This window comes from Rhodopseudomonas palustris, from assembly GCF_007005445.1.
GTDB lineage: Bacteria > Pseudomonadota > Alphaproteobacteria > Rhizobiales > Xanthobacteraceae > Rhodopseudomonas > Rhodopseudomonas palustris_G.
In genome coordinates this window covers 4,572,288-4,597,365 of the sequence record NZ_CP041387.1, presented here as the reverse complement: position 1 = coordinate 4,597,365, position 25,078 = coordinate 4,572,288, and the positions used below count along the sequence as shown (strand labels likewise).

Below are 25,078 nucleotides of genomic sequence, written 5' to 3'. Positions count from 1 at the left end.
CGGCGCGCGCCGCGTGCGTCAGGTGCCGCTGCCGGTGCCAACCAGCTTCCAGTTCGGATCGCGCGAGCTGGTGTCGCGGGCGAAGGTCCAGACATCGGTGATGTCGGTGACCTTGTCGGGCGAGCCGTCGACCACCGCACCGGTCTTGTCGCGGGTCGCGGAGATCATCTGCGACACGAATTTCAGCGTCAGCATCGCGGTGCGATCACGCAGCTCCGCGCTGATCAGCTCGGCCTTCTCGATCGCGACGAAGCGGGATTCGACCTTCAGGTCGTTCTTTTCACGATCCTTGATGGCGGCGTCGAAGCTCTCATAGACCTCGCTCGACAGCAGGTCGCGCAGCGAGCGGCGGTCGCCGTTGGCGAACGCCATCACGATCATCTCGTAGGCACTCTTGGCGCCGTCCACGAAGTGACGGGCATCGAACGAGGAATCGTGTTGAGCGATGGCGTTGAGGCCGTGTTCCAGCTCGGAATCCGGCTCGGCGATGCCTTTCCAGCGGTCGGAGGGCGGCACCACGTCGGCATTCGGCGCGATCGGAGCCTGATCGATCACGGTGCCGGGCATCGAAATCACGTTGTTGTCCTGCTTGCCCGAAATCATGTCGCGCGCCGCGGCGCGATCGAACGGGGGCCGTTCGTTGCCGGTGCGCTGGCCGAGCACATTGCGCAGACGCAGGAAGATGAACACCGCGAGCGCCAGGAAGATAATGGTGTAAATATCCACGTCGCATTCACTTTCTGATCGGGCCGGGGCCTGCCGGCGCGGCTTTGGTCTCCGGCCTCGTGGCGCCAACGCGGCAAGGCCGGTTTTCACCATGTAGGCATCAACCGCGGCACGCCAATGGCGCGTTTTGGCACAGCCATTGGGGTTCGCAAGCCCAAGCGCGATCTCTGGAGCAGTCGTCGCGCGAGCTTACGCGTTTCGGGCCGATCCGGAAACCGGGAGCGGCCCGAAACCTGGTCGGGCAACGGTTAACGAATGGTTTATCGATGCGGCCTCGGGAACAAGGCGACCAGATTGCCGGTATCTGACGAAGGGCTGGACCGGGATCCAGCAGAGGCGTCCGTCTACCTTGTGGAACGCCGCAGGCGTATGATAGCCACTCGCCCCAGCACCCGCCCATTGTTGCGACGCTCGCCGCCGGCCGGCGGTCGCCTTCAGTCCGCTTCCAGGAGATTCATCGATGACCAACGGTAACGGCACGCCTCCCGAGGGTGCTCCTCCGCAGCTCAATGTGTTGGCGCAATACACCAAGGATCTGTCATTCGAGAACCCGAACGCTCCGGCGTCGCTCGCGCCGCAGCAGCAGCAGCCGGCGATCAACATCCAGATCAATGTCGGCGCCAACAATGTCGGCGAGAACGAATTCGAAGTGACGCTGTCGATCGAGGGCAAGGCCGAATCGGGCAGCAGCGTGCTGTTCAGCTTCGAACTGGCCTATGCGGGCGTGTTCCGGGTTCTGAACGTGCCGCAGGAGAACCTGCATCCGCTGATCATGATCGAATGCCCGCGGCTGCTGTTCCCGTTTGCCCGCGAGATCATCGCCAGCGCCGTGCGGGACGGCGGGTTCCCGCCCCTGATGCTCGATCCGGTCGATTTCATCGGCCTGTATCGCCAGAACCTCGAGCGCGCCCAGCAGCAGGGCCAGCCGAGCTGATCCGCTCGCCGCTCACGTTCATGACTTCTGCAATGCCCGGCCGACGTGCCGGGCATTGTCGTTTCGGGAAGACAAATAGTCAGGCGCCAGCGGCCAAATAGTCCGGCCAGATCGCCTTCTCGCCCATGGTGGCGATGAAGTCGCGGTGGGCTTCGAGGTCGGCGTCGGTCAGCCGGTTCGGCAGCGGCGCGGGTCGCTGGCGGCGACGGTTCTCGCTGGCAGCTCCGACCACCTCGGCCGGCACATCGGCCAAAATGAGCTGCGACTGCCGGGCACCGATCAGGTCGATATAGACCTCGGCCAATAGCTCGGCGTCGAGCAATGCGCCGTGCTTGGTCCGGCGCGAATTGTCGATCGCGTAGCGCGAACACAGATCGTCGAGCCGGTTCGACACGCCCGGATGCTTGCGGCGGGCGAGCAGCAGCGTGTCGACCAGCCGGTCGCGCGGCACCGGCGCACGCGACAGCCGTGACAGTTCGGCATTGATGAAGCCGATGTCGAATGAGGCGTTGTGGATCACCAGCGGGTCATCACCGATGAATTCGAGGAACTCATCGGCGACCTGGGCGAACAACGGCTTGTCGGCGAGGAACTCGGCCGACAGTCCGTGCACCGCAAAGGCCTCGGCCGGCATGTCGCGTTCGGGATTGAGGTAGCGATGATAGGTGCGGCCGGTCGGCATCCGGTTGAAGATCTCGACGCAGCCGATTTCGACCAGCCGGTCACCGCGCAGCGGGTCGAGGCCGGTGGTTTCGGTATCGAGGACGATCTCGCGCATCGCTTCTGATCAGGTCGTTGTTGTCGGGGATCCGGCGAATCAATCGCGCCGGCGCGGCATTCTAGCAGCCGCCTCGAGGATTTCGCGGATCTGGGCCCGCACCGGGTCGAGTCCGTTGGACGTATCCACGACGAAATCCGCACGCTTGCGCTTTTCGGCATCGGGCATCTGCCGAGCCAGAATGGCGTCGAGCTTGTCGGGGGTCATGTTGTCACGCGCGAGAATCCGTTCACGCTGCACCTCCGGCGAGGTCGTCACCACCACCACCGCGTCGACACGCTTTTCGCCGCCGGTTTCGAACAAGAGCGGCACATCGACCACTGCGACCGCGGCGCCGGATGACTCGGCATCGTCGAGAAACTGCTGGTGATGGGCGCGCAGCATCGGGTGCACGATTGCTTCGAGCCGCTTCATCGCAGCCGGATCATGCACAACCTTTGCCGACAGCAGCGCGCGATCGACCTTGCCGCCGACCGTGGTGCCGGGAAACGCGGCTTCGATCGCCGGCACCGCTTCGTTCTCGTAGATCTTATGCACGGTCGCATCGGCGTCATAGACCGGCACGCCGGCTTCGGCGAACAGCTTGGCGGTGGTCGATTTGCCCATCCCGATCGAACCGGTCAGTCCGAGCACCAGCATTCCGTCGCCTCCGTCTTCGTCGCGAGACATTTCAGATCCGATTCCGATCGGTTCTGAGACTCGCTTTTTTTCTGGTTCGTCGTCCGCGCGTCAGACCGCCAGCAGGTTCTGGCTACGCAGAAAACCGAGCAACGGCAACAGCGGCAGTCCAAGGATGGTGAAATGATCGCCGTGGATGCCGTCGAACAGATGCACTCCGAGACCTTCGATCTGATAGGCGCCGACACTGGTAGTGGCTTTATCACCGACAACGTCCAGATAGGCATCGATCTCGGCTTCGGTCAGCGGCCGCATCGTCATGCGCGCGATCGAGACGTCGGCGAACAGCGTGATGCCGTTGCGCACCATCGCGATCGCCGAATGCAATTCGTGGCGGCGGCCGGCGAGCTCGCGGAGCTGCCTGGCGGCGGCGGCGCGATCGGCGGGCTTGTTGAAGCCGCGCGCACCGAGCGCCAGCGTCTGATCGGCGCCGAGCACCAGACGGCCCGGATGATGATTGCTGACGAACGCCGCCTTCTGCTCGGCCAGCAAAGCGGCGATCTCGCCCGGCGCGCTGAGACCCGACGCATCCGCGATGCCGCGTTCATCGATGTCGGCGGGAATCGCGTCGAACGGAATCCCGGCATTGGCGAGCACTGTCTGCCGGGCGCGGCTTTGCGAAGCCAGCACCAGCGGCTGCGGCCCGAGCCACAGCGTCATTCCGGGCCTCTCTGGCGCTGCCTGTCGGCCAGCAGCTTCATGATCGCCGCGGCGGTCTCCTCGATCGAACGGCGGGTGACGTCGAGCAGTGACCAGCCGTATTTGGCGCTGAGCTTGCGGGCCAGCAGCACTTCGTCGGTGACCGCCTGGCGATCGATATAGGAATCGTTGCCGGCGCCGGCGCCGAGACTCAGAAGCCGGTTCTGCCGGACCTGAATCAATCGTTCGGGCGACGCGTGCAGGCTGACCACCAGCGGCTTCTTCAAGGTCTCGAGCTGGTGCGGAATCGGAATGCCGGCCACCAGCGGCACATTGGCGGTGCGGATGCCGCGATTGGCCAGATAGATCGAGGTCGGGGTCTTCGAGGTGCGCGACACGCCGACCAGAACCACATCGGCTTCTTCAAGCCCTTCGACGTGCTGGCCGTCGTCGTGCATCATCGAATAGTTCAGCGCATCGATGCGCTGGAAATACTCGGCATTGAGGGTGTGCTGGGCGCCGACCCGGCCCATGGTCGAAGCGCCGAGGTAGGCCTCGAACAATTGCATCACCGGTCCGATGATCGACAGGCTCGGGCTGTTGATCTCCTGGCACTTCGCCTCGAGCCGGTTGACGAGCTCGGTCTCCAGCAGGGTGAACAGCACGATGCCGGGGGCTTCCTCGATTTCCTGCAGCACGCGATCGAGCTGCTTCTGGCTGCGCACCAGCGGATAGACGTGCTCGACCGGCGTGACGTTGGCGTATTGCGCGGTGACGGCACGCGACACCGTGATCAGGGTTTCGCCTGTCGAGTCGGAGACCAGATGAAGATGAAAATAGGAGCCGTCGGTCAGCATCGTGGCCCTGTGTAACCTGTGAACAACGGGGCGAGAACCGCACCAGGTCGGCCCCTCGGCCGTCGCGACCGGGATAACCCGGCTTTTTCTTCACAGGCGTCGGGTGAGAAGAGCATTTCGGGATCGGTTCGAGGTTAGCGGGTGAATGTGGATTTGTCTCTCGGTAATGCGGCGGCGAACCGGCGCAACCCTCTGATCCTGCAAGCACGTCCAAGGACGATGTCGGCTGGGGACGGCTGTGCAGATGTGGAGGGGCGCAGAACAACTCGACAATGCCGTTGGGTGAGTCAAATCCACGGCCACTTAGACTCAAACCTTAAGAATCTATAAATATTGATGAGAAGGCTGGCGCTTGCGGAAATCTCCGCATTCGAGCATTCGATCAACGCGCGATGCAGGTCCTGCGTTCCGGATCTCGTTGCAGCGTCTCGGCACAGCGGGATGGAAGTTCGAATGATCGAATGGATCTATGTCTATCCGTGGGTGAAGACCCTGCACGTGGTGGCGGTGATCTCCTGGATGGCCGGCATGCTGTATATGCCGCGACTGTTCGTCTATCACTGCACCGCCGAGGTCGGAACGAAGCAGTCCGAGACCTTCAAGATCATGGAGCGCCGGTTGTACCGTGCGATCATGAATCCGGCGATGCTGGTCGCCTGGGTCGCCGGGCTCGCGATTGCCTGGGAGCAGGACTACTTTGCGTCGGGCTGGTTCCACGGCAAGCTTGCCGCTGTGGTGCTGATGACGGTGATCCACCTGCTGCTCGGTCGCTATGTGCGCGATTTTGCCGCAGACCGGAATACGCGATCTCATAAATTCTATCGCGTTATCAACGAGATACCGACTGTTCTCATGGTTGCGGCGGTAATCTTCGTCATCGTCAAACCGTTCTGAGGGCGCAAATCCTCGTCCGGCACCGGGATCGTCTTGCGTGATTGCGACGGATTTCCTATAGTTGCGTCGTCCCACCTAAAGCAGGCGAATGTGGTTGCGATCTGGCTCCTTTTGGACCGGCCGCCGCATCGGGTCTGAAACCTCCCGCACCTTCCTTGCTCAAGACACCGTCGACCTGAAGACCTGCGGACCTCCGTTATTTCCTCCCGCTTTTTCTTCCGCTGACGAATCCCCAGTCTCGTTTCCACAGGACCACCCCCATGCGGGAAATCAAACTTCAAGACCTGAAGGCCAAGACGCCGGCCGAGCTCGTTTCGTTTGCAGAGGAGCTGGGGGTCGAGAACGCCAGCACGATGCGCAAGCAGGAGCTGATGTTCGCCTGCCTCAAGCAGCTATCGGCGAAGGAAACCGACATCATCGGGGAGGGCGTCGTCGAGGTGCTGTCCGATGGTTTCGGGTTTTTGCGATCACCGGATGCGAACTACCTTCCCGGTCCGGATGACATCTACGTCTCCCCCTCGCAGATCCGCCGGTTCGGGTTACGCACCGGAGACACCATCGAAGGCCATATCCGCAGCCCGAAGGAAGGGGAACGCTACTTCGCGCTGCTCAAGGTCAACTCGCTGAACTTCGAAGATCCCGAAAAGTCCAAGCACAAGGTTAATTTCGACAACCTGACGCCGCTGTTCCCGGACGAGCGTTTCCGGCTCGAGATCGACGATCCGACCCGCAAGGATCTGTCGGCCCGCGTGATCGACATCGTCGCGCCGATCGGCAAAGGCCAGCGCGCCCTGATCGTCGCGCCGCCGCGCACCGGTAAAACGGTGCTGATGCAGAACATCGCGCACTCGATCACTGCGAACCACCCCGAATGCTACCTGATCGTGCTGCTGATCGACGAGCGGCCCGAAGAAGTCACCGACATGCAGCGCTCGGTGAAGGGCGAGGTGATCTCCTCGACGTTCGACGAGCCTGCCGTCCGCCACGTCCAGGTCGCCGAGATGGTGATCGAGAAAGCCAAGCGCCTGGTGGAACACGGCCGCGATGTCGTCATCCTGCTCGACTCGATCACCCGGCTCGGCCGCGCCTACAATACGGTAGTGCCGTCCTCCGGCAAGGTGCTGACCGGTGGTGTCGACGCCAACGCGCTGCAACGGCCGAAGCGATTCTTCGGCGCCGCCCGCAACATCGAAGAGGGTGGATCGCTCACCATCATCGCCACAGCGCTGGTCGACACCGGCTCGCGTATGGACGAAGTGATCTTCGAAGAGTTCAAGGGCACCGGTAACTCGGAGCTGATCCTGGACCGCAAGGTCGCCGACAAGCGCACCTTCCCGGCGATCGACATCTCGCGGTCCGGCACCCGCAAGGAAGAGCTGATCACCGATCCGCAGCTCTTGAAGAAGATGTATGTGCTGCGCCGCATCCTCAACCCGATGGGTACAATGGATGCGATCGAGTTCCTGCTCGACAAGCTGCGCAACACCAAGAACAACTCGGAATTCTTCGACTCGATGAACACCTGAGCGAACCGGCCAACACCAGCGATCAAGGGCGTCCCGCGCGGGGCGCCCTTTTTGTTTGCGTTCGGAACAGCGCCTCGGCAAGACAGCGCCCATGCATCCGAGGGACCAGACCATTTTTGCTCTCGCGACCGGGCCGCTCCCATCGGCGATCGCGATCTTTCGAGTTTCCGGACCACAGGCTGGGAACGTGGTAACGGCGCTGACCGGATCGTTGCCTGCGCCGCGACGTGCGGTGCGTTGTGATCTCAGAAATCGCAGCGGCGAGATGATCGATGACGGCGTGGCGCTGTGGTTTCCGGGACCGGCGTCGGCCACCGGCGAAGACGTCGCCGAACTGCACATCCACGGCAGTCACGCGGTGGCGGCGGCGCTGATCAAGACGCTTTCCGCATTCGAAGGGGTGAGGCCGGCCGAGCCAGGCGAGTTCACCCGGCGGGCATTCGAGAACGGCAAGCTCGATCTGACCGAAGCCGAAGGTCTCGACGATCTGATCCACGCCGATACCGAGGTGCAGAGGCGGCAGGCTCTGCGGCAACTTCAGGGCGTGCTGGGCGACCGGGCGCGGCGTTGGCGCGACCAGATCATCGAAGCGCTGGCGCTGGTCGAGGCCGGGATCGACTTTTCCGACGAAGGTGACGTCGCCGCCGACCTGATGGCACCCGCGCGGGCGAAGATCGCCGCGCTGTCCGCGGAGATTGCGGAGGTCTTGGCCGAGCAGGGCCAGGGCGAAAAGCTCCGCGACGGGATGGTGGTGGCGATCGCCGGCCCGCCGAACGTCGGCAAGTCGACCCTGATCAATCGTCTGGCGCGGCGTGATGTGGCGATCGTGTCGCCTCATGCCGGCACGACCCGGGATGTGATCGAGGTTCATCTCGATCTCGGCGGCTATCCGGTGACGGTGATCGACACCGCGGGGTTGCGCGACAGCGACGATCCGATCGAGCAGGAGGGTGTGCGGCGGGCGCGGGCGCGCGCGGCGGCGGCGGATCTGGTGCTGTGGCTCAGCACGCCCACCGACGCTTCCGATCCGGATCTCAGCGGACCGGAGGTCTGGCGGGTGCGCAACAAGATCGATCTGGCGGAAACGGACGAGGGGCGGAAGAAGCGGTCTTCAGACGCTGATTTTCGTATTTCTGCGTCTAGCGGCGAGGGTGTCGCCGGTTTGCTGCGCGAACTCACGCAGTTTGCCGCGCAATATTTCGGCTCTGCGGAGGCCGGCTTGATCACCCGAGACCGCCATCGGCTGCTGCTTGCCGATGCCGGGGCAGCGCTGGGACGAAGTCTGGCACCGGGTCTGGCCGAGGAAATCGTCGCCGAGGAACTCCGCGCCGCTTGCCATGACCTGGGACGCTTGCTTGGGCGGGTCGATGTCGAGGACGTCCTCGGCGAGATCTTTGGCCGGTTCTGCATAGGGAAATAGGGAGGCCGCAATCGGCCGGCGGGTAAGACTTGGTTAACCATAGTCCTGCGGATGGCCGCTGTTTCACGTGAAACAGCGGAGTGCCTGCTTTGAAACCAAGATCGAAGACCCATTCGGCATCTGGCTATGGGAGGCGCGCCGGACAACGATTTGGTAACCATGCCACACCGATTGCCGCCGCCGCTGTTTCACTTGAAACAATGTGGTGAGCTTTGGCCGGTATCAGATTGGCGCGCCGCCTTCAAAGCTCCAAGGAGCTGAGCTAGAACCCCCTGATGCGCACTTCCTTCGACGTCATTGTTATCGGCGGCGGCCATGCCGGCTGCGAGGCTGCTGCTGCGGCTGCCCGGATCGGCGCCGCAACGGCGCTGGTCACGCATCGCTATGCCACGATCGGGGCGATGTCCTGCAATCCGGCCATTGGTGGGCTCGGCAAAGGTCATTTGGTCCGCGAAGTCGACGCTCTCGACGGCCTGATGGGCCGGGTCGCTGATGCCGGTGGCATCCAGTTCCGGATGCTCAACCGCCGCAAAGGTCCAGCGGTCCGCGGACCGCGGGCGCAGGCCGATCGCAAGTTGTATGCGGCTGCGATGCAGACCGCGATATTCGCCACACCGAATCTGTCGGTGATCGAGGGGGAGGCGGACGTCCTGTTGTGGCGGGACGGTCGGGTGATCGGCATTCGGCTCGGCGACGGCCGTGAGTTGGCTGCTGCTGCGGTTGTCATCACCACCGGAACGTTCTTGCGCGGCCTGATCCACCTCGGCGAGCGAAGCTGGCCGGCCGGCCGGATCGACGAAGCCCCGGCGATGGGACTTTCGGGCTCGTTCGAAGCACTCGGGTTCACCCTCGGTCGGCTCAAGACCGGCACGCCGGCGCGGCTCGACGGACGGACCATCGACTGGGGCGCGGTCGAGATGCAGCCCGGAGACGACCCGCCGGAGCCGTTTTCGGTCCTGACGCCGGCGATCACCACGCCGCAGATCGAATGCGGCATCACCCGGACGACGCCGGATACCCACGAGGTGATCCGGGCCAATGTGCACCGCTCGCCGATGTATTCGGGCCAGATCCAGTCGACAGGACCGCGCTATTGCCCCTCGATCGAGGACAAGATCGTCAAGTTCGGCGACCGCGACGGCCATCAGATCTTCCTGGAGCCGGAAGGGCTCGATGATCCGACGGTCTATCCCAACGGGATCTCGACCTCGCTCCCTGAAGAGGTGCAGCGCGCCATCCTGAAGACCATCCCGGGGCTGGAACTTACCGAAATGTTCCGTCCCGGATACGCGATCGAATACGACCACGTCGATCCGCGGGAATTGGAACCGTCGCTGCAGACCAGGCGGCTGCGCGGGCTGTTCCTGGCCGGGCAGATCAACGGCACCACCGGTTATGAGGAGGCGGCAGCCCAGGGGCTGGTGGCCGGGCTCAACGCGGCATTGGCCGCCGGGGGAGGCGATCAGGCGGTGTTCGATCGCGCCGATGGTTATCTCGGCGTGATGATCGACGATCTGGTGACCCGCGGTATTGCCGAGCCATACCGGATGTTCACCTCCCGGGCCGAATACCGCCTGACCCTTCGGGCCGACAACGCCGACCAGCGCCTCACCGACAAGGGAGTGTCGCTCGGCTGCGTTGGGGCGGAGCGATCGGCGTTCCACCGCGGCAAGATGGCCGCACTTTCCGAAGCGAGGGCGCTCGCCCAGTCGCTGGCGATCACCCCGAACGAAGCCGCCAAGCATGGACTGGCACTGAACCGGGACGGCCAGCGCCGATCGGCGTTCGACCTGTTGTCCTATCCGGAGATCGATTGGGCCCAGGTCCGCGCGATTTGGCCGGAGCTGGGAAAGGTCGATCCGGTGATCGCCACGCATGTCGAGATCGACGCCAAGTACCATGTCTATCTCGAGCGCCAGACCGCGGACGTCGAAGCATTTCGTCGGGACGAAAGTCTCCGGCTGACCGATGTCGACTACGCGGCCGTTCCCGGTCTCTCGAACGAGGCGCGTACCCGCCTCGAACGGCATCGGCCCCACACCGTGGGGCAGGCGGGTCGATTGGACGGTATCACGCCCGCGGCCCTCGGAATTCTCGCCGCCTATCTGCGGCGAGAGGAGCGGAAACGGAAGTCGGCAGGCTAGCGGAGCGGCCGGCGTTTCACGTGAAACAGTCACCTTCGGTTCCGAAAATGTTTCACGTGAAACCGATGCGCTCGATCGCAAAATCCATCGCCGGATTCGATGGCCGGAATCGGTTTGCAAGAATATAATCAATCATGGCCCCAGCCAGGGCCGTCACCGCCATGAAGTTCCATGCAGCGCGCTGCCAAACCTCTCGTTTCTTTCTCTGATCTCGACGCCGACAAAGCGGCGGCGCTGAGGCTCGTCTCGATCTCGCCGGCGCTCGAAGCCCGGCTCGATGCCTACGTCGCGCTGCTGCAGCAATGGCAGGCTAAGACCAATCTGGTCGCGCCCTCGACCTTGCCTCAGCTCTGGACCCGGCACGTCGCGGACTCGCTGCAGCTCGTCGGCCTGGTGCCGAATGCGCGGCGTTGGCTCGATTTCGGATCCGGCGGCGGATTTCCCGGCGTCGTGCTGGCCTGCGCGATGGCGGATGTCGGCGGGCACGTTACGTTAGTTGAGAGGATCGCAAAGAAGGCGGCATTCCTGCGCGAGGCGCTTCGCGTTGCCGGCGCGCCGGGCACAGTGATGCTGGCGGACATCGGGGATAACGTGGATAGATTCCCACAGGCGCTCGATTGCATCACCGCCCGCGCGGTCGCTCCGCTACACCAGCTCATCGGTTTCGCGGAACCTCTGATGACCCTAGGAACAACCAAAGCGTTGTTCCTCAAGGGTCAAGATGTAGAAGCGGAATTGACGGAAGCTACTAAATATTGGAAATTCCAGCCCAAGCTGCATGCCAGCGTGACCGGTGGCCAAGGCTGGATCGTCGAGATCGACCACATCGAACGACGCACATAACGCCACCGCGAGCCAAAGAACCTGCCATGACCGTAATTGACGAGATTTATCAAGGTGATAGGGCGAATTCACAGCCCGGGCGTCCGCGCATCATCGCGCTCGCCAACCAGAAGGGTGGGGTCGGCAAGACCACCACCGCGATCAATCTCGGCACGGCGCTGGCCGCGATCGGCGAGCGGGTGCTGATCGTCGATCTCGATCCGCAGGGCAACGCCTCGACCGGGCTCGGCATCGACCGCCGCGATCGCAACACTTCGACCTACGACGTGCTCGCCGGCGAAGCGCCGCTGCGCGATGCGGTGGTCGCCACCGCGGTGCCGCGGCTGCATATCGCCGCTTCGACGATGGATCTGTCCGGCCTCGAGCTCGAGCTCGGCCATCGCGGCGACCGCGCGTACCGGCTGCGCGACGCGATCGGCGTACTCAACAAGGACATCGATCCGCCGCTCGACTACACCTACGTGTTGATCGATTGCCCGCCGTCGCTCAACCTGCTGACTGTCAATGCGATGGCGGCGGCGGATGCGATCCTGGTGCCGCTGCAGTGCGAATTCTTTGCGCTCGAAGGTCTGTCGCAACTGCTGCAGACCGTCGAACAGGTCCGCGCCAATCTCAACCCAAGCCTGACGATCCACGGCATCGTGCTGACGATGTTCGACAGCCGCAATAATCTGTCGAGCCAGGTCGTCGCCGATGTCCGCCAGTTCATGGGCAAGAAGGTCTACGACACCATGATCCCGCGCAACGTGCGGATCTCGGAAGCGCCGAGCTACGGCAAGCCGGTGCTGGTTTACGATCTGAAATGCGTCGGCAGTGAAGCCTATCTGAAGCTCGCCACCGAAGTGATTCAGCGCGAGCGCGAACTCCGCACCACGCATTGAGGTGCCGGGCCGGCGGCGCGGACCAGGCCTCGTCATTGCGCGCGCAGCAATGCGATCCAGGGCCGGGCAGGGCGCCGGCCTGCTCGCGATGCGGTTCCGCAATGACGACGCGAACTAACAACTTTCATTTCATCAGTGCGGAGTAGCGACGTGAATCCAAGGGAGCTGGCGATGGCCGATGAGCACCGTTCGCGACTGGGACGCGGCCTGGCGAGCCTGATCGGCGATGTCGGCGGCGAAGCGACGCAGGCCGAACGGCCGCGTGCGCAGCGCAAGGTGCCGATCGAATTCATCAAGGCCAATCCGCGCAACCCGCGCCGCACCTTCACCGATGCCGAACTCGGTGAACTGTCCGACTCGATCAAGCAGCACGGCGTGATCCAGCCGATCGTGGTCCGCCCGGTGAAGGGTGCCGCCGATCGCTACGAGATCATCGCCGGCGAGCGGCGCTGGCGCGCGGCGCAGCGCGCCGGTCTGCACGAGGTGCCGATCGTTCCGGTCGACGTGTCGGACGCGCTCGCGCTCGAAATCGCCATTGTCGAAAACGTTCAGCGCGAAGATCTCAATCCGCTCGAAGAAGCGTTGGGCTATCAGGCGCTGGCGGCCGAGTTCAATCGCAGCCAGGAAGAGATCGCCAAGATCGTCGGCAAGAGCCGCAGCCACGTCGCCAACATGATGCGGCTGATCAAGCTGCCCGACGACGTCAAGTCGCTGATCGCATCGGGCGAACTCACCGCCGGTCACGCCCGGGCGCTGATCGGCCTGCCCGATCCGTCGGCGATCGCCAAACGGATCGTTGCCGAAGGTCTCAATGTCCGGCAGACCGAAGCGCTCGCCCATGAAGAAGGCGTGCCGGAGCGCAAGCCGCAGAAGCCGCGCGCCACGGCCGCCGCCAAGTCGGTGAAGGACGCCGACACGCTAGCGCTCGAGAAACGTCTCAGCGACGCACTCGGCATGAAGGTGACGATCGACGACCACGAAGGCGCTGGCGCCCTCCAGATCCGCTACGCCGACCTCGACCAGCTCGATGATATCATCCGGCGGCTCGAGGCGGGCGGTTAGTTCGCGTTATTGGTTGACGCCTTAAGCGGCTATCTCTCGTTCGTCATTCCGGGGCGCGCGTAGCGCGAACCTGGAATGACGAACGAAGGGGTGGCCGTGCTGCGAGATCCGGTTGATCTTCGCTTCGCCCAACACCGCCCCACGGATGGTAACAACTTGACTGGAGCAGTTCTGTTTTTCATAGAACCAGAGCTAGTCCGCACCGCCTGCCATACGCACAACCTCATGGTGAGGAGGCGCGCAGCGCCGTCTCGAACCATGCGCCGCAAGCCATGCGGCTCCTCATCCTTCGAGACGCCCGGCTTTGCCGGGCTCCTCAGGACGAGGACGTTAGGACCCAAGGCCAAGCCCTCTTCAATCAATCGATGAAGCGCTCTAACTCCGCCGCCTTGCACTGACCGCGATCGACAGCAGTGTCCGCTGGGCGATCGCAGCGCCGAGTGTAGCCTGGCGGCGGGTTTCGAGGGCGGCGCTGGCGAGCTGCTCGATGATCTGCGCCAGCCGCGTCGCCGAGAGATTGCGCAGCGCTGTCTCGGCTGCGGCCTTGCGGGAGAAGTGCAGCCGCGGGAATCCGGAATCGAGCACCATCGCGGCCGGCGTGCCGCCTTCGACCGCGAGGCTGGTCTTGTGCAGAAACGCCGCGTGGCGCTGCGCCGCGAGGATGATCTGACCCGGATAGGTTCCGGCCACCATCGCCTTGGCGAATTCTGTCTCGACGATGACGGGCTTGCCGGAAAACGCAGCATCGACGATCGCGTCGAGTTTCAGATCGGACGCATCCGACACGCAAGTGATCACGTCGTCGAGCGTGACTTCGCCTTTGCCATGCGCGTACAGCGCCAGCTTGCGCAGTTCGTTGCGCGACGCCTGGCGATCGCCGCCGAGCAGGGTGGTCAACACAGCCTTCGCGTCCTTGCCGATCTGCAGGCTCGATCCACGCAGCTCGTCGTCGATCAGCCGGGCGATATCGGCTTCGGCGTCCGGGTAGCAGCCGATCGCGACCGCACCGGTGGTCGCTTTTTCGCACGCCTTGCGCAGCGCGTTGTCCGGTTTGATATCGCCGGCCTCGATCACGACGCGGCATTCCTTCGGCGGCGAGGCGATCAAGGCTTCGACGCCGGCGACGAAGCTGCGCGAGCCGGCACGAACCCGGATCGCACGGCGGCCGCCGAACATCGGAATGGCGAGGGCTTCGTCGACCAGCCGCGACGGCTCGGATGCGAGTTCGTCGCCATCGAGCCGCACCAGCGCAAACGGGTCTTTGGCATCGTCGAGCGAGGCGGCGATCAGCGCATCGGCGCGTTCGCGCACCAGGCCGGCATCCGGTCCGTACAGCAATACGATCGGCCGGCCCGGATCCGGGCGGGCCAAAAACGAAGTCGCGTCTTTGCCGCGGAGAGCAACCATTCCTCAGCGCTCACGCCGAATGTGAAACGACACCGCTCGCCCGGCGCGATCGCGGTTCACATGCCGGCGTAGAAGAACGAGGCCAGCCGGGTGTTGATATTCTCGGCGATCTCCTGCACGGCGCGGTCTTCCGCATCGCGGCCGGCACGGGTGCGGGCGAAGCGCTGCGACTGGCCGGGCACGTCGTATTCGACGCGCGAGAAGGTGTTGCCGGTCGTCACGATCTTGCCGGTGGCGATGTCCTTGAGCTGGTAGCTGGCGTCGATCGCATAGTTCTCGATCGTCGGCAGTTGCGTGCTGGGATCGACGATCAGCGACGACCGGGAAGTCGTGATCGAGATCTTCAGCGTGTACAGCGGCGGGACGCCGGTGGCGCTGCCGTACAGCTTGAACATCAGCTTGTTGCGCAGTTCGACGCCGAGGCGGGAGTTGCGCGAGCCGTTCGGGATGTCGAGCGGCGGCACCTCGATGGCGGCGAGCTTGTCGCGCAAGGTCGGCGAACCGTCGCCGCGATCGGCGTACATCGGCTGGAAGCAGCCGGCCACCGGGGCGGCGAGCGCCACGGCGAGTGCCAACCTGACGACGAACTTCCTGAGCTCCGCGGGCTTAGCCGACGACATTCACGATCCTCTGCGGAACCACGATCACCTTGCGAACGGGCTTGTCGCCCAGGGCTTGTTTTACCGTATCGAGCGCCAAAACGGCAGCCTCAATTTCGTCGGTCGGAGCGTCGCGCGGCACCGTCACCTCGCCGCGCTTCTTACCGTTGACCTGAACCGGCAGGGTGATGCTGTCCTCGACCAGCAAATCGCGCTCGATCTGCGGCCACAGCGCCTCGGAGACCAGCCCGGTCTGACCGAGCACCGACCAGCATTCTTCGGCGAGATGCGGCATCATCGGGTGGAACAGTTGCACTAGGATCATGGTCGATTCGCGGATCGCCCAGGCGAGATCGGGGGAGGGCGTCTGTGATCGCGCCAGAACGTCGCCGAGGGTATTCGAGAACTCTCGAATGTGCGCCAGGCTGACGTTGAAGGCGAGCCGCTCGATGCCGGACAGCACCTTGTCGAGCGCACCATGCGCGGCCTTGCGCAAGCCGAGCGCGTCGGCGCCGAAGCTGGCCGGCCGTTCGGCCGGCGCCGCAGCGGCGATCGGGGCGGCATCATTCACCATGCGCCACAGCCGCTGCACGAACCGCGAGGCGCCCTTGACGCCTTCCTCGCTCCAGATCACGTCGCGGTCCGGCGGCGAGTCCGACAGCATGAACCAGCGCGCGGTGTCGGCCCCGTAAGTCCCGATGATGTCGTCGGGATCGACGGTGTTGCGCTTGGACTTCGACATCTTCTCGATCGGGCCGATCTCGACCGGACCGCCGCCCTCGATCAGCGTGGCGCGGCGCTGATCGCCGTCGACGGTGATCGCCACTTCGGCGGGCGAAGCGAAGTGACCATCCGCCTTGCGATAGGTCTCGTGCACCACCATGCCCTGGGTGAACAGGCCTGCGAACGGCTCGTCATGCTGGATGTCGATGTGTCCCGCCGCCTTCATCGCCCGGGTGAAGAACCGGCTGTACAGCAGGTGCAGAATCGCGTGCTCGACGCCGCCGATATACTGATCGACCGGCATCATCCGGTTGACGACGTCCGGCGTGGTCGGCGCTTCGGTGTTCCACGGATCGGTGAAGCGCGCGAAGTACCAGGACGAGTCCACGAAGGTGTCCATGGTGTCGGTCTCGCGCACCGCCTTGCCGCCGCACTGCGGACAGGTGACGTGCTTCCAGGTCGGATGATGGTCGAGCGCATTGCCCGGCTTGTCGAACGACACGTCCTCCGGCAGCACAACCGGCAGGTCGGCGGCCGGCACCGGCACCACGTCGCAGGTCGGGCAGTGGATGATCGGGATCGGGCAGCCCCAATAGCGCTGGCGCGAGATGCCCCAGTCGCGCAGGCGGAAATTGATCTTGCGCTCGCCGACCGGAGCGCCGCCGAGCTGCGCCGTCTCCAGCCGCTTGGCGACCTCTTCCTTCGCCTCGGCGATCGTCATGCCGTCGAGGAAACGCGAATTGATCAGGCGGCCGTCGCCGTCATAGGCGGTGTCGGTGATGACGAAGCTCGCCGGGTCCTGGCCTTCGGGGCAGACCACCGGGGTGTTGCCGAGCTGGTACTTGTTGACGAAGTCGAGGTCGCGCTGGTCGTGCGCCGGGCAGCCGAAGATCGCGCCGGTGCCGTATTCCATCAGCACGAAGTTGGCCACATAGACCGGCAGTTGCCAGTTCGGATCGAACGGATGCACGGCGCGGATGCCGGTGTCGATGCCCTGCTTCTCGGCGGTGTCGATTTCGGCCTGCGCCGTGCCGCGCTTCTTGCAGTCGTCGATGAACGCCGCGACCTTCGGGTCTTTCGCGGCGGCCGCCTGCGCCAGCGGGTGGTCGGCCGCGATCGCCATGAACTTGGCGCCGAACAGCGTATCCGGGCGGGTGGTGAAGATCTTCAGCTCGGTCTCGCCGGCCGGCGTGGTCGCGCCATCGAGCGCGAACCGCACCATCAGGCCCTCGCTGCGGCCGATCCAGTTGCGCTGCATCAGCCGCACCTTGTCGGGCCAGCGGTCCAGCGTATCCAGCGCGTCGAGCAGCTCCTGGGCGTATCTGGTGATCTTGAACACCCACTGGTTCATCTCGCGCAGTTCGACCACCGCGCCCGAGCGCCAGCCGCGGCCGTCGATCACCTGCTCGTTGGCCAGCACGGTCATATCGACCGGGTCCCAGTTCAGCTTGCGCTTCTCGCGCTCGACCAGCCCGACTTTGAGGAAGTCGAGAAACATCTTCTGCTGGTGCTTGTAGTAGGACGGATCGCAGGTCGCGAATTCACGCGCCCAGTCCAGCGACAGCCCCATGGTCTGGAGCTGTTTCTTCATCGCCGCGATGTTGTCGTAGGTCCAAGCCTTCGGGGCGACCTTGCGCTCGATCGCGGCGTTTTCGGCCGGCAGACCGAATGCGTCCCACCCCATCGGGTGCAGCACATTGTAACCGCGCGCCCGCATCGTCCGCGCCACCACGTCGCCCATGGTGTAGTTGCGGACGTGGCCCATGTGGATCCGCCCAGACGGGTACGGGAACATCTCCAGCACGTAATACTTCTTGCGCAGGTCGTCGTTCCGGGTGGCGAAGATCTTGGCCTCGTCCCATTTGGACTGCCATTTCGGCTCGGATTCGCGGGCGTTGTATCGTTCGTTGCTCATGAGATCAGGATTCGAAAGGTCAGAAGACGGCCGGCCGGTTCGAGCGCGGATCGGGGCGAAAAACAGGGCGCGGCCGAGGTCGCCAACCGGTGCGGGGGCTCGGGTCAAATCGCGCGCGAAGCGCGCGGAATAGGCCATGAAACACGGTGTCGGGTCAATGGGATGGCGCAAGCCCGGCGGCCTGCCGAACAGCCCTTCGCCGCGTCAGCTCGCGATCGCGACCGGGCCGTCGGTGACCCGGATGAAGCCGTGCTCGACGACGTTGTTGCGGCCGCGGTGCTTGGCTGCGTAAAGCGCCGCGTCGGCAGCCTCGATCAGCTCGGCAGGCGATGCCTGTTCGCTCGGCAGCGTACAGGCGACGCCGATGCTGACCGTGACCCGCTCGAACGGGCTGGTCCGATGCGGCAGCGTGAGCTGCTCGACGGTGGTGCGGACCATTTCGCCGACCTGGATGGCGCGGCCAATCCCGGCTTCGGGCAGCAGCAGGCAGAATTCCTCGCCGCCGTAGCGCGCCGCGAAGCCGCCGGTCTCGGCGGCGACCGCCGCCAGGGTCTCGCCGATCCGGCTCAGGCAGGCGTCGCCTTCGGGATGGCCGTAGGAATCGTTGAACAGCTTGAAATGGTCGACGTCGATCATCATCAGCGCCAGGCGTTGGCCGGTCTGCTGGCTCTTCATCCATTCGAAATCGAGCCGGCTCTGGAAACCGCGGCGATTGGCGAGGCCGCTCAGAAGGTCCATCGATGCCATGACGCTGAGACGGCTGTTGCTGGCCACCAGCTCCCGCTCGCGCTGGCCGAGCTGCGCCGCCATCGCGTTGAACGCCCGCGCCAGCGGCACGAATTCGGACGGCAGCCGTTTGCGCGCCACCCGCGCCGACCAATCGCCCTCGGCGAACCTGTTGGCGACCGCCGTCAGCACCGAGATCGGCTGCACGATCAGCCGTTCGGCGGCGAACAGCGCGCCGAGCAACACGAACAGACAAACCAGCGCAAGCTGCAGATAGGCGGTGCGGATGTCGTAGTTGATGCCCGCCGACACCTTGTTCTCGTCGACGGTGACGACCAGCCTGGCGCTGGTCCCCGGAATCCGGGTGACGGTCAACAGCCGTCCATCCTCGTCGCGGATACTGGCGGTTTCGCGGCCCTGCGACTTCTGAGCCATCGCCGGCAGCAGCGCCAGACGGTCGAGCTTCTTGCCGACCAGGCCGCGCTCGTCCGGCGGGGTCGCCAGCACGGTGCCTTCGCCGTCGATCAGCGCCGCGCTGACACCCGCCCGACCGGCGAGATTGCTCATCATGTCGGACAGCCAGTCGAGGTTCATGCCGGCGACGATCACCGCGTCTTCGCCGGTGTCGATCGCCGACACGGGGTAGGCGGCCAGGATGGTGCCCTTTTGGGTCTGCCGCCCGACCAGGAAGTCGCTGACGACGAAATCGTGTGTTTCCAATGCCTTGCGGAAATAGGCGCGATCGCTGATGTCGCTTCCGACGAACATCGAGGCGGTCGAGCAACGGACGATGCCGTCCCGATCTGCGACCATCAGCATCCGTATCGACGGCAGGTCGACCCGCAGGCTGGCGCGCAGGATGCTGCAGCTTCGTCCGGCCTGAGCGGCGGCGGCATGCACATAGGCGGCGGATTTGAGCACCGCCTCGACCGAAGAGATCACTTCGCGCTCGGCGTCGGCGGTACGCTGCGCCAGCGTCGACAGCTCGCTGGCCATCGCGGCGAGCTGATCAGTCCGGGTCTGTTCGAGCAGACGCACCCGATCCAGCATCAGCGGACAGACCAGAATCAGCGCCAGCACCACCAGCCGCGCCCGGATGCCCAACATGGCTCTGAGCTTGGCTTTCTTGCGGACGATCGCGATGCGTGACATCGTTGCCCCCTCGGCCCCCCGCAATGATCCTAGGTAGAAGGCTTCAAGAAGCCTTTCCCCGATTCATTACAATTTGAGCGAACCCGGAACCGTGAGCGAACCCGCCCGACATTTCACGTCGTTGACGTCCTCAACACGCCGTTTCTCTCATCTCCGAGCCGTGCCGCGATGAGCTCTGCCGCCAATCTGGCCGCGGTCGAGGCCGAGATCGCGCGCGCCTGCGCGGACGCACGGCGCGACCGGAGCGAGGTGACGCTGATCGCGGTGTCGAAGACCTTCGAGGCGGACGCGATCCGCCCGGTTCTGTCGGCCGGCCAGCGGGTGTTCGGGGAAAATCGCGTCCAGGAAGCCAAGGGAAAATGGCCGGTGCTGGTCGAGGAGTATCCTGGCACCGAGTTGCATCTGATCGGGCCGTTGCAATCCAACAAGGCCAAGGATGCTGTGGCGCTGTTCGATGCGATCCATTCGGTGGATCGCGACAGCTTGTGCGAAGCCTTGAGCAAGGCGCTGCCGCAGGCCGGCCGCAAGCTCGACCTGTTCGTGCAGATCAACACCGGCGAGGAGCCGCAAAAGGCCGGCATCGCCCCGCAGGACGCCGACGCCTTTCTGGTCGCCTGCCGGGAGCGCTGGGGGCTGACGATCTGCGGGTTGATGTGCATCCCACCGGTCGATGAGGCGCCGGCGCCGCATTTTGCGCTGTGCGCCAAGATCGCCAGGCGCAACGGGCTGTCGAAACTGTCGATGGGCATGAGTGCCGACTTCGATATCGCGATTCAGTTCGGCGCCACCCATGTGCGGGTGGGGTCGGCGATCTTCGGTCATCGATAGAGCATTGCGGCTGTCAACCGATTGCGATCCTCGTCCGCGGACCGAGCCGCGCCAGCAGCCGCATGAGGTTCGGCCGGGTCATCGCCACGCAGCCGGCGGTCGGACCGAAATTGTCACGGGCCAGATGCAGGAAGACCGCGCTGCCGCGGCCGGCGATGCGCGGCCGGGTGTTGTGGTCGATCTCGATGATCAGGTCGTAGAGGTGATCGTCGCGCATCAGCCGGTCGCCTTCCCCCGCAGACGACCGCCGGATCGGCCGGTTGTAGTGCCGGCTCGCCGGGTCTTCGCACCAGGCATCATCGGCGGTGATCGCCCGGATCGGCAGAGCGGTGCGCGGCCTGGGTCCACGATCGGCGCGCCACCACAGCCGCAGCGGGCGAAACGTGCCGCGCGGCGTGCCGCCGTCGCCCTCGCGCTTGTTGGCCAGAATGCCGCCGCGGCCGAGCGCGACCGGAATTGCCCTCCCGCCGGCGATCAGCCAGCCGCGGCTGACAGCGCCGGCGGCGCGGCGGACACGGACCAGCGGCACCGCTGCGGGCTGCGTCCATTGCTTCGATGGGGTTGATCTGGCTTGCTTTTTCATGAGTCCCTGGCAACGCTGGTAAGCATCATGGCGGCAAAATTCAGCCGCTGCAGTTAAATTCGGCAGAATCGATCCCTATCTGCTGATCTGCGATACAATCGCGCGTGATTTGCGAGCGCGCCCCGGTCGGGAGCGGCGCATCGCCAGACGACGGAAGGACCGCGCCATGCCGAACGCCCGCAAGATCCTGATCGTGGACGACGACAACGATCTGCGCGATGCCCTGGTCGAGCAATTGTCGCTGCACGAGGAGTTCGAGGCATCCGCGGTCGATACCGGCGCCAAGGGGGTGCAGACCGCCAAGGCGCTGTCGCCCGATCTGGTGCTGATGGACGTCGGGCTGCCCGACACCGACGGCCGCGAAGTGGTGCGGTCGTTGCGCAAGGGCGGCTTCAAGGCGCCGATCATCATGCTGACTGGCCACGATACCGATTCGGACACCATTCTGGGCCTGGAAAGCGGGGCCAACGACTACGTCGCCAAGCCGTTCAGATTTGCGGTTCTGCTGGCGCGGATTCGTGCCCAGCTTCGCCAGCACGAGGCGAGCGAGGACGCGGTGTTCGCGGTCGGGCCCTATTCGTTCCGCCCCGGCTCCAAGATGCTGACCGGCGCCAACGCCAAGAAGGTGCGGCTCACCGAGAAGGAAACCGCGATCCTGCGATTCTTGTACCGGGCCGGACAGGCGCCGGTGTCGCGCGAGACGCTGCTGCAGGAAGTGTGGGGCTACAATTCCGGCGTCACCACCCATACGCTCGAGACCCACATTTACCGGCTACGCCAAAAGATCGAGCGTGACGCAGCGAATCCGGAGATTCTGGTCACCGAGGCCGGTGGCTACAAACTCGTGCCGTGATACCAATAAGGGGCCGATTCACCCGTTGCCCGGTCCCGCATGTCGATCGAAGATGATGTTGCCCTGCTCGCGCGCGTCCCGACGCTGCGGCTGCTCGGCGAGCAGGCGCTGCGGATGCTGGCGATCGGCTCCGAGCAGCGCGACTTCGCCCGCGGCGACGTGATGTTCAATGCCGGCGAGGCCGCCGATGCCGGCTACGTCGTGCAGCGCGGCGCGTTTCAGATCACGATGGAAGACGGCGGGCTCCACGAGATGGTGGCGCGGCCGGGCGATCTGATCGGCGAACTGGCGCTGATCATGCCGATGCCGCGGCCGACCACCGCGGTGGCGCTGGAATATTCCTCGGCGATCCGGATCGCCCGCAGTCTGTTTCAGCGGGTGCTCGAAAGCGATCCCGGCGCGGCGCTGCGGCTGCGCGACGAATTCGCCGCCCGCACCACGCAGGTTGCCAGCGACATCGTCACGGTGGGCAGCAAGCTGACGTCGTAGTTACAGCTCCATCGTCATCGTCACCGGGACGTGGTCGCTCGGCCGATCCCAGCTTCGCGCATCGCGCAGGATCTTGAAGTCGGTGACGCGGTCCTTCAGCGCTTCCGACACCCAGATGTGGTCGAGCCGCCGGCCGCGATCGCCCACCGTCCAATCGGCAGCCCGATAGCTCCACCACGTATAGACCTTCTGATCGAGCGGGATGCGGTCACGCGCGACGTCGACCCAGTTGCCGGCGCGCAGCACCGCGAGCAGCTTGTCGCATTCGACCGGCGTGTGCGACACGACTTTGAGGAGCTGCTTGTGCGACCAGACGTCGTGCTCGTGCGGCGCGACGTTGAGATCGCCGACCAGAATGTGGCGCTGGTCGCCCGCCGGATGCAGCGGCTCGCACGCCTTCATCTCGTCGAGGAACGACAGCTTGTGCTTGAACTTCGGATTGACCGCAGGATCGGGAATATCACCGCCGGCCGGGACGTAGAAATTGTGCAGCACCAGCGGCGGGGCGTCGTCGGCGGTCTTCACCGAGACCGAGATGTGACGGCTGTCGATGATGTCGCAGAAGGTGCGGATGTCGGTGGCGGCAAACGGCAGCTTCGAAATCACCGCGACGCCGTGGTAGCCCTTCTGCCCGTTCAGCGCGATGTGGTCGTAGCCGAGCCGCTTGAATCGCTTCAGCGGAAACGCGTCATCCGGACACTTCGTCTCCTGCAGGCACAGGATGTCCGGGCGCTGGGCTTTGAGGAATTTCGCCACCAGGTCGATGCGAAGCCGCACCGAGTTGATGTTCCAAGTCGTGAGCGTGAGACGCATCTGCGCGACCTAGCGGATCGCAGCCAGAGGAGCAAGCCTGGGTCCGGCGGCTTCAACCGGATTTCGCCAGCCACACGGTGTGGCCGCCGCAGTCTGGATCATCGGCGCGGTGGGCTACGACCGTGAAACCGTGCCGGGCGAGCAACTGCCGATATTCGGCCGGAGCAAGGCTAGCATGATACAGCGGCTCGCCCTGATACGTGCCGATCGCCACGCCTTCGGCCGGACCTGAGGTGAACATCAGCGCCGCGCCGGGAGCCGCATGCGCGCGAAACACCGCGAACATCGCGCGCTGATCGTCGGGGGGCAGATGAAAGAAACTGTCCCAAGCCAGGATGCCGCCGAACCGGCGCTTCAGATCGGCGCGCCGCATATCACCCACGACCCAATGCTGATCTGGAAAGCGCTGCTGGGCCAGCTCGATCAAGCCGGGTGAGGCATCGAGCCCGGTGAGACCATGCCCCGCTGCGATCAAGAATCGGGCGATCGGTTCGCCCGAGCCGCAACCGAGGTCCAAGATGGCGGCGCCATCGCCGGCGCACCGGCGAAACTGTTCGAGCCAGGCGCGTTCGAAAAGTGTCCGGCCGCGCTCACGATCCCATTGCTGTGCGTGTCGTGTGTAAAGACCGATGATCGCATCCGCGGTCATGGTTTGGACGACTAGCCCGGCGGGGTCTGGTAGTTGGTGTAGTCGATCTTGAACATCGACGGGTCCGGCCGCCGGGAGGTGTCGAGATTGTACACCGCCACCGTGGTGTCGTAGCCCTGCGGATCGGTGACGGTCCATTGCTTGAGCTGGCCGTCCTTGGTGCCGAACATCAACAGCAACCGGCTGGTGCCGATGATCGCATTCTTCTCCTCGATGATGATGTTCGAATACAGATCGTCGGAGGTGATGCTGACCACGTTGGTGTCGCGCAACAGGTCGATACGGTCGCTCAGCAGATAGCGCAGCGGTGTCTGCGACAGCGGATAGACGTCCTGCGTCGCCAGCTTGCGATCACGCACCACCACCGATTGTCCATCGGCGATCATCGAGACCGGACTGGGCTCGTCGTACTCGAACCGGATCTTGCCGGGCTTCACGATGTAGAAATCGCCGGTGAGCTTGCTGCCGTCGGGCCCGACCTGGACGAATTGCCCGACCAGCGTTTGCAGCGACGACAGATAGGCGCTGACCTTGGCGGCCTCGGCCTTCTGTGCGGAATCGAAGGTGGTGAAGATCGACGCCGGCACGTTGCGCCGCGGATCGGGGATCACCGGTTCGGGCGGCGCGGTCAGCTTCGCGACCGGAGGCTGCGCCGGAACCTGCGGGTTGCGCTGCTTCGGCTCCGCGGCGCTGAGCTGGGTGGCGCGTGCCGACGGTTTCGGGGACGGGACCGGTTCGGCGCTGGCGGGCTGGACCGCGGCCCCGGCGATCGCGATCGCGGCCGCCGCGCAGAGCTGTCGCAGCCCGGTTCCGGTCATCTCGTTCTGCATCAAGTCGTTGAGTTGTTTGATCAAGCTCATGTCCTGCAAAGCCGGGACAGCTCCGCCGTGTTGCCCGTCTGCCGCTACAGGGACGCTGTGGCGATTTCGCGACCCCGCATCGGACCCCTGCATGACCCT

The 25,078-nt window shown here is 64.7% G+C and carries 24 protein-coding genes; 11 read left to right on the top strand and 13 right to left on the bottom strand.

Annotated features, from left to right (window positions below):
* Positions 1 to 18: 18 nt before the first annotated feature.
* Positions 19 to 726 (bottom strand): Tim44/TimA family putative adaptor protein, encoded by a 708-nt coding sequence (locus tag FLL57_RS21210; protein WP_041806945.1) that lies wholly within the window; start codon positions 724 to 726, stop codon positions 19 to 21.
* A 460-nt stretch (positions 727 to 1,186) separates the two neighbouring features.
* Here FLL57_RS21210 and secB point away from each other — a divergent pair, with 460 nt between their 5' ends.
* Positions 1,187 to 1,660, top strand: coding sequence for a protein-export chaperone SecB (gene secB / locus FLL57_RS21205; protein ID WP_013500165.1), 474 nt, complete (start codon positions 1,187 to 1,189; stop codon positions 1,658 to 1,660).
* A gap of 79 nt (positions 1,661 to 1,739) precedes the next feature.
* On the opposite strand, the gene dnaQ is transcribed toward secB, so the two are convergent.
* The 4 genes from dnaQ to FLL57_RS21185 form a co-directional block, all read right to left on the bottom strand.
* Positions 1,740 to 2,438, bottom strand: a complete 699-nt coding sequence (gene dnaQ, locus FLL57_RS21200) for a DNA polymerase III subunit epsilon (protein ID WP_142883943.1) — start codon at positions 2,436 to 2,438, stop codon at positions 1,740 to 1,742.
* Positions 2,439 to 2,477: 39 nt separating this feature from the next.
* Entirely contained in the window at positions 2,478 to 3,077 is a 600-nt protein-coding gene (coaE, locus tag FLL57_RS21195) for a dephospho-CoA kinase (protein ID WP_013500167.1), read from the bottom strand.
* A 90-nt stretch (positions 3,078 to 3,167) separates the two neighbouring features.
* A complete protein-coding gene (locus FLL57_RS21190; RefSeq protein WP_142883942.1) occupies positions 3,168 to 3,776 on the bottom strand; it encodes a Maf family protein in 609 nt (202 codons plus the stop codon).
* Positions 3,773 to 4,612, bottom strand: coding sequence for a pyruvate, water dikinase regulatory protein (locus tag FLL57_RS21185; protein WP_013500169.1), 840 nt, complete (start codon positions 4,610 to 4,612; stop codon positions 3,773 to 3,775). Before FLL57_RS21185 ends, FLL57_RS21190 begins: the two co-directional genes overlap by 4 nt.
* 453 nt (positions 4,613 to 5,065) lie before the next feature.
* Between FLL57_RS21185 and hemJ the strand changes: the two genes are divergently transcribed.
* The 7 genes from hemJ (at position 5,066) to FLL57_RS21150 (ending at position 13,382) form a co-directional block, all read left to right on the top strand.
* The gene (hemJ, locus tag FLL57_RS21180) at positions 5,066 to 5,506 is read left to right on the top strand and encodes a protoporphyrinogen oxidase HemJ (RefSeq protein WP_142883941.1); all 441 of its coding nucleotides are present in this window, start codon (positions 5,066 to 5,068) and stop codon (positions 5,504 to 5,506) included.
* Between the two features lie 260 nt (positions 5,507 to 5,766).
* Positions 5,767 to 7,032 carry a transcription termination factor Rho gene (gene rho, locus FLL57_RS21175; RefSeq protein ID WP_013500171.1) on the top strand — a complete coding sequence of 422 codons (1,266 nt, stop codon included), beginning with the start codon at positions 5,767 to 5,769 and terminating at the stop codon, positions 7,030 to 7,032.
* Positions 7,033 to 7,123: 91 nt separating this feature from the next.
* Complete coding sequence (gene mnmE / locus FLL57_RS21170) at positions 7,124 to 8,452, top strand: tRNA uridine-5-carboxymethylaminomethyl(34) synthesis GTPase MnmE (RefSeq protein ID WP_142884260.1); 1,329 nt, start codon at positions 7,124 to 7,126, stop codon at positions 8,450 to 8,452.
* A 275-nt stretch (positions 8,453 to 8,727) separates the two neighbouring features.
* Positions 8,728 to 10,596 carry a tRNA uridine-5-carboxymethylaminomethyl(34) synthesis enzyme MnmG gene (mnmG, locus tag FLL57_RS21165; RefSeq protein ID WP_142883940.1) on the top strand — a complete coding sequence of 623 codons (1,869 nt, stop codon included), beginning with the start codon at positions 8,728 to 8,730 and terminating at the stop codon, positions 10,594 to 10,596.
* Positions 10,597 to 10,767: 171 nt separating this feature from the next.
* Positions 10,768 to 11,439: a 16S rRNA (guanine(527)-N(7))-methyltransferase RsmG gene (gene rsmG, locus FLL57_RS21160; RefSeq protein WP_142883939.1), complete on the top strand. Its 672-nt coding sequence runs from the start codon at positions 10,768 to 10,770 to the stop codon at positions 11,437 to 11,439.
* 26 nt (positions 11,440 to 11,465) lie between these two features.
* The gene (locus tag FLL57_RS21155) at positions 11,466 to 12,320 is read left to right on the top strand and encodes a ParA family protein (RefSeq protein WP_013500175.1); all 855 of its coding nucleotides are present in this window, start codon (positions 11,466 to 11,468) and stop codon (positions 12,318 to 12,320) included.
* A gap of 171 nt (positions 12,321 to 12,491) precedes the next feature.
* Positions 12,492 to 13,382 (top strand): ParB/RepB/Spo0J family partition protein, encoded by an 891-nt coding sequence (locus FLL57_RS21150; RefSeq protein WP_013500176.1) that lies wholly within the window; start codon positions 12,492 to 12,494, stop codon positions 13,380 to 13,382.
* Positions 13,383 to 13,757: 375 nt separating this feature from the next.
* Here the strand turns inward: FLL57_RS21150 and holA are convergent, their stop codons facing one another.
* From holA to FLL57_RS21125, 4 genes are all read right to left on the bottom strand, one after another.
* Complete coding sequence (gene holA / locus FLL57_RS21140; protein WP_047307981.1) at positions 13,758 to 14,789, bottom strand: DNA polymerase III subunit delta; 1,032 nt, start codon at positions 14,787 to 14,789, stop codon at positions 13,758 to 13,760.
* 56 nt (positions 14,790 to 14,845) lie between these two features.
* Positions 14,846 to 15,409, bottom strand: a complete 564-nt coding sequence (gene lptE / locus FLL57_RS21135) for an LPS assembly lipoprotein LptE (protein ID WP_013500179.1) — start codon at positions 15,407 to 15,409, stop codon at positions 14,846 to 14,848.
* Positions 15,396 to 18,026 (bottom strand): leucine--tRNA ligase, encoded by a 2,631-nt coding sequence (gene leuS, locus FLL57_RS21130; RefSeq protein ID WP_142883938.1) that lies wholly within the window; start codon positions 18,024 to 18,026, stop codon positions 15,396 to 15,398. Before leuS ends, lptE begins: the two co-directional genes overlap by 14 nt.
* Positions 18,027 to 18,230: 204 nt before the next feature.
* Positions 18,231 to 19,904: a diguanylate cyclase domain-containing protein gene (locus tag FLL57_RS21125; protein ID WP_013500181.1), complete on the bottom strand. Its 1,674-nt coding sequence runs from the start codon at positions 19,902 to 19,904 to the stop codon at positions 18,231 to 18,233.
* 168 nt (positions 19,905 to 20,072) lie between these two features.
* Between FLL57_RS21125 and FLL57_RS21120 the strand changes: the two genes are divergently transcribed.
* On the top strand, positions 20,073 to 20,732 hold the full coding sequence (locus FLL57_RS21120; protein ID WP_142883937.1) for a YggS family pyridoxal phosphate-dependent enzyme: 660 nt from the start codon (positions 20,073 to 20,075) through the stop codon (positions 20,730 to 20,732).
* 13 nt (positions 20,733 to 20,745) lie between these two features.
* Here the strand turns inward: FLL57_RS21120 and FLL57_RS21115 are convergent, their stop codons facing one another.
* Positions 20,746 to 21,315 (bottom strand): L,D-transpeptidase family protein, encoded by a 570-nt coding sequence (locus tag FLL57_RS21115; RefSeq protein WP_013500183.1) that lies wholly within the window; start codon positions 21,313 to 21,315, stop codon positions 20,746 to 20,748.
* Between the two features lie 166 nt (positions 21,316 to 21,481).
* On the opposite strand from FLL57_RS21115, the gene FLL57_RS21110 reads away from it, so the two are divergent.
* Positions 21,482 to 22,168, top strand: a complete 687-nt coding sequence (locus FLL57_RS21110; RefSeq protein ID WP_013500184.1) for a response regulator transcription factor — start codon at positions 21,482 to 21,484, stop codon at positions 22,166 to 22,168.
* A gap of 39 nt (positions 22,169 to 22,207) precedes the next feature.
* Positions 22,208 to 22,657, top strand: coding sequence for a cyclic nucleotide-binding domain-containing protein (locus FLL57_RS21105; RefSeq protein WP_013500185.1), 450 nt, complete (start codon positions 22,208 to 22,210; stop codon positions 22,655 to 22,657).
* On the opposite strand, the gene FLL57_RS21100 is transcribed toward FLL57_RS21105, so the two are convergent.
* The 3 genes from FLL57_RS21100 to FLL57_RS21090 are packed head-to-tail and all read right to left on the bottom strand — an operon-like array spanning position 22,658 to position 25,072.
* The gene (locus FLL57_RS21100; protein ID WP_142883936.1) at positions 22,658 to 23,470 is read right to left on the bottom strand and encodes an exodeoxyribonuclease III; all 813 of its coding nucleotides are present in this window, start codon (positions 23,468 to 23,470) and stop codon (positions 22,658 to 22,660) included.
* Positions 23,471 to 23,522: 52 nt separating this feature from the next.
* A complete protein-coding gene (locus FLL57_RS21095) occupies positions 23,523 to 24,119 on the bottom strand; it encodes a class I SAM-dependent DNA methyltransferase (RefSeq protein ID WP_013500187.1) in 597 nt (198 codons plus the stop codon).
* 11 nt (positions 24,120 to 24,130) lie between these two features.
* On the bottom strand, positions 24,131 to 25,072 hold the full coding sequence (locus FLL57_RS21090) for an outer membrane lipoprotein carrier protein LolA (protein WP_013500188.1): 942 nt from the start codon (positions 25,070 to 25,072) through the stop codon (positions 24,131 to 24,133).
* Positions 25,073 to 25,078: the final 6 nt, after the last annotated feature.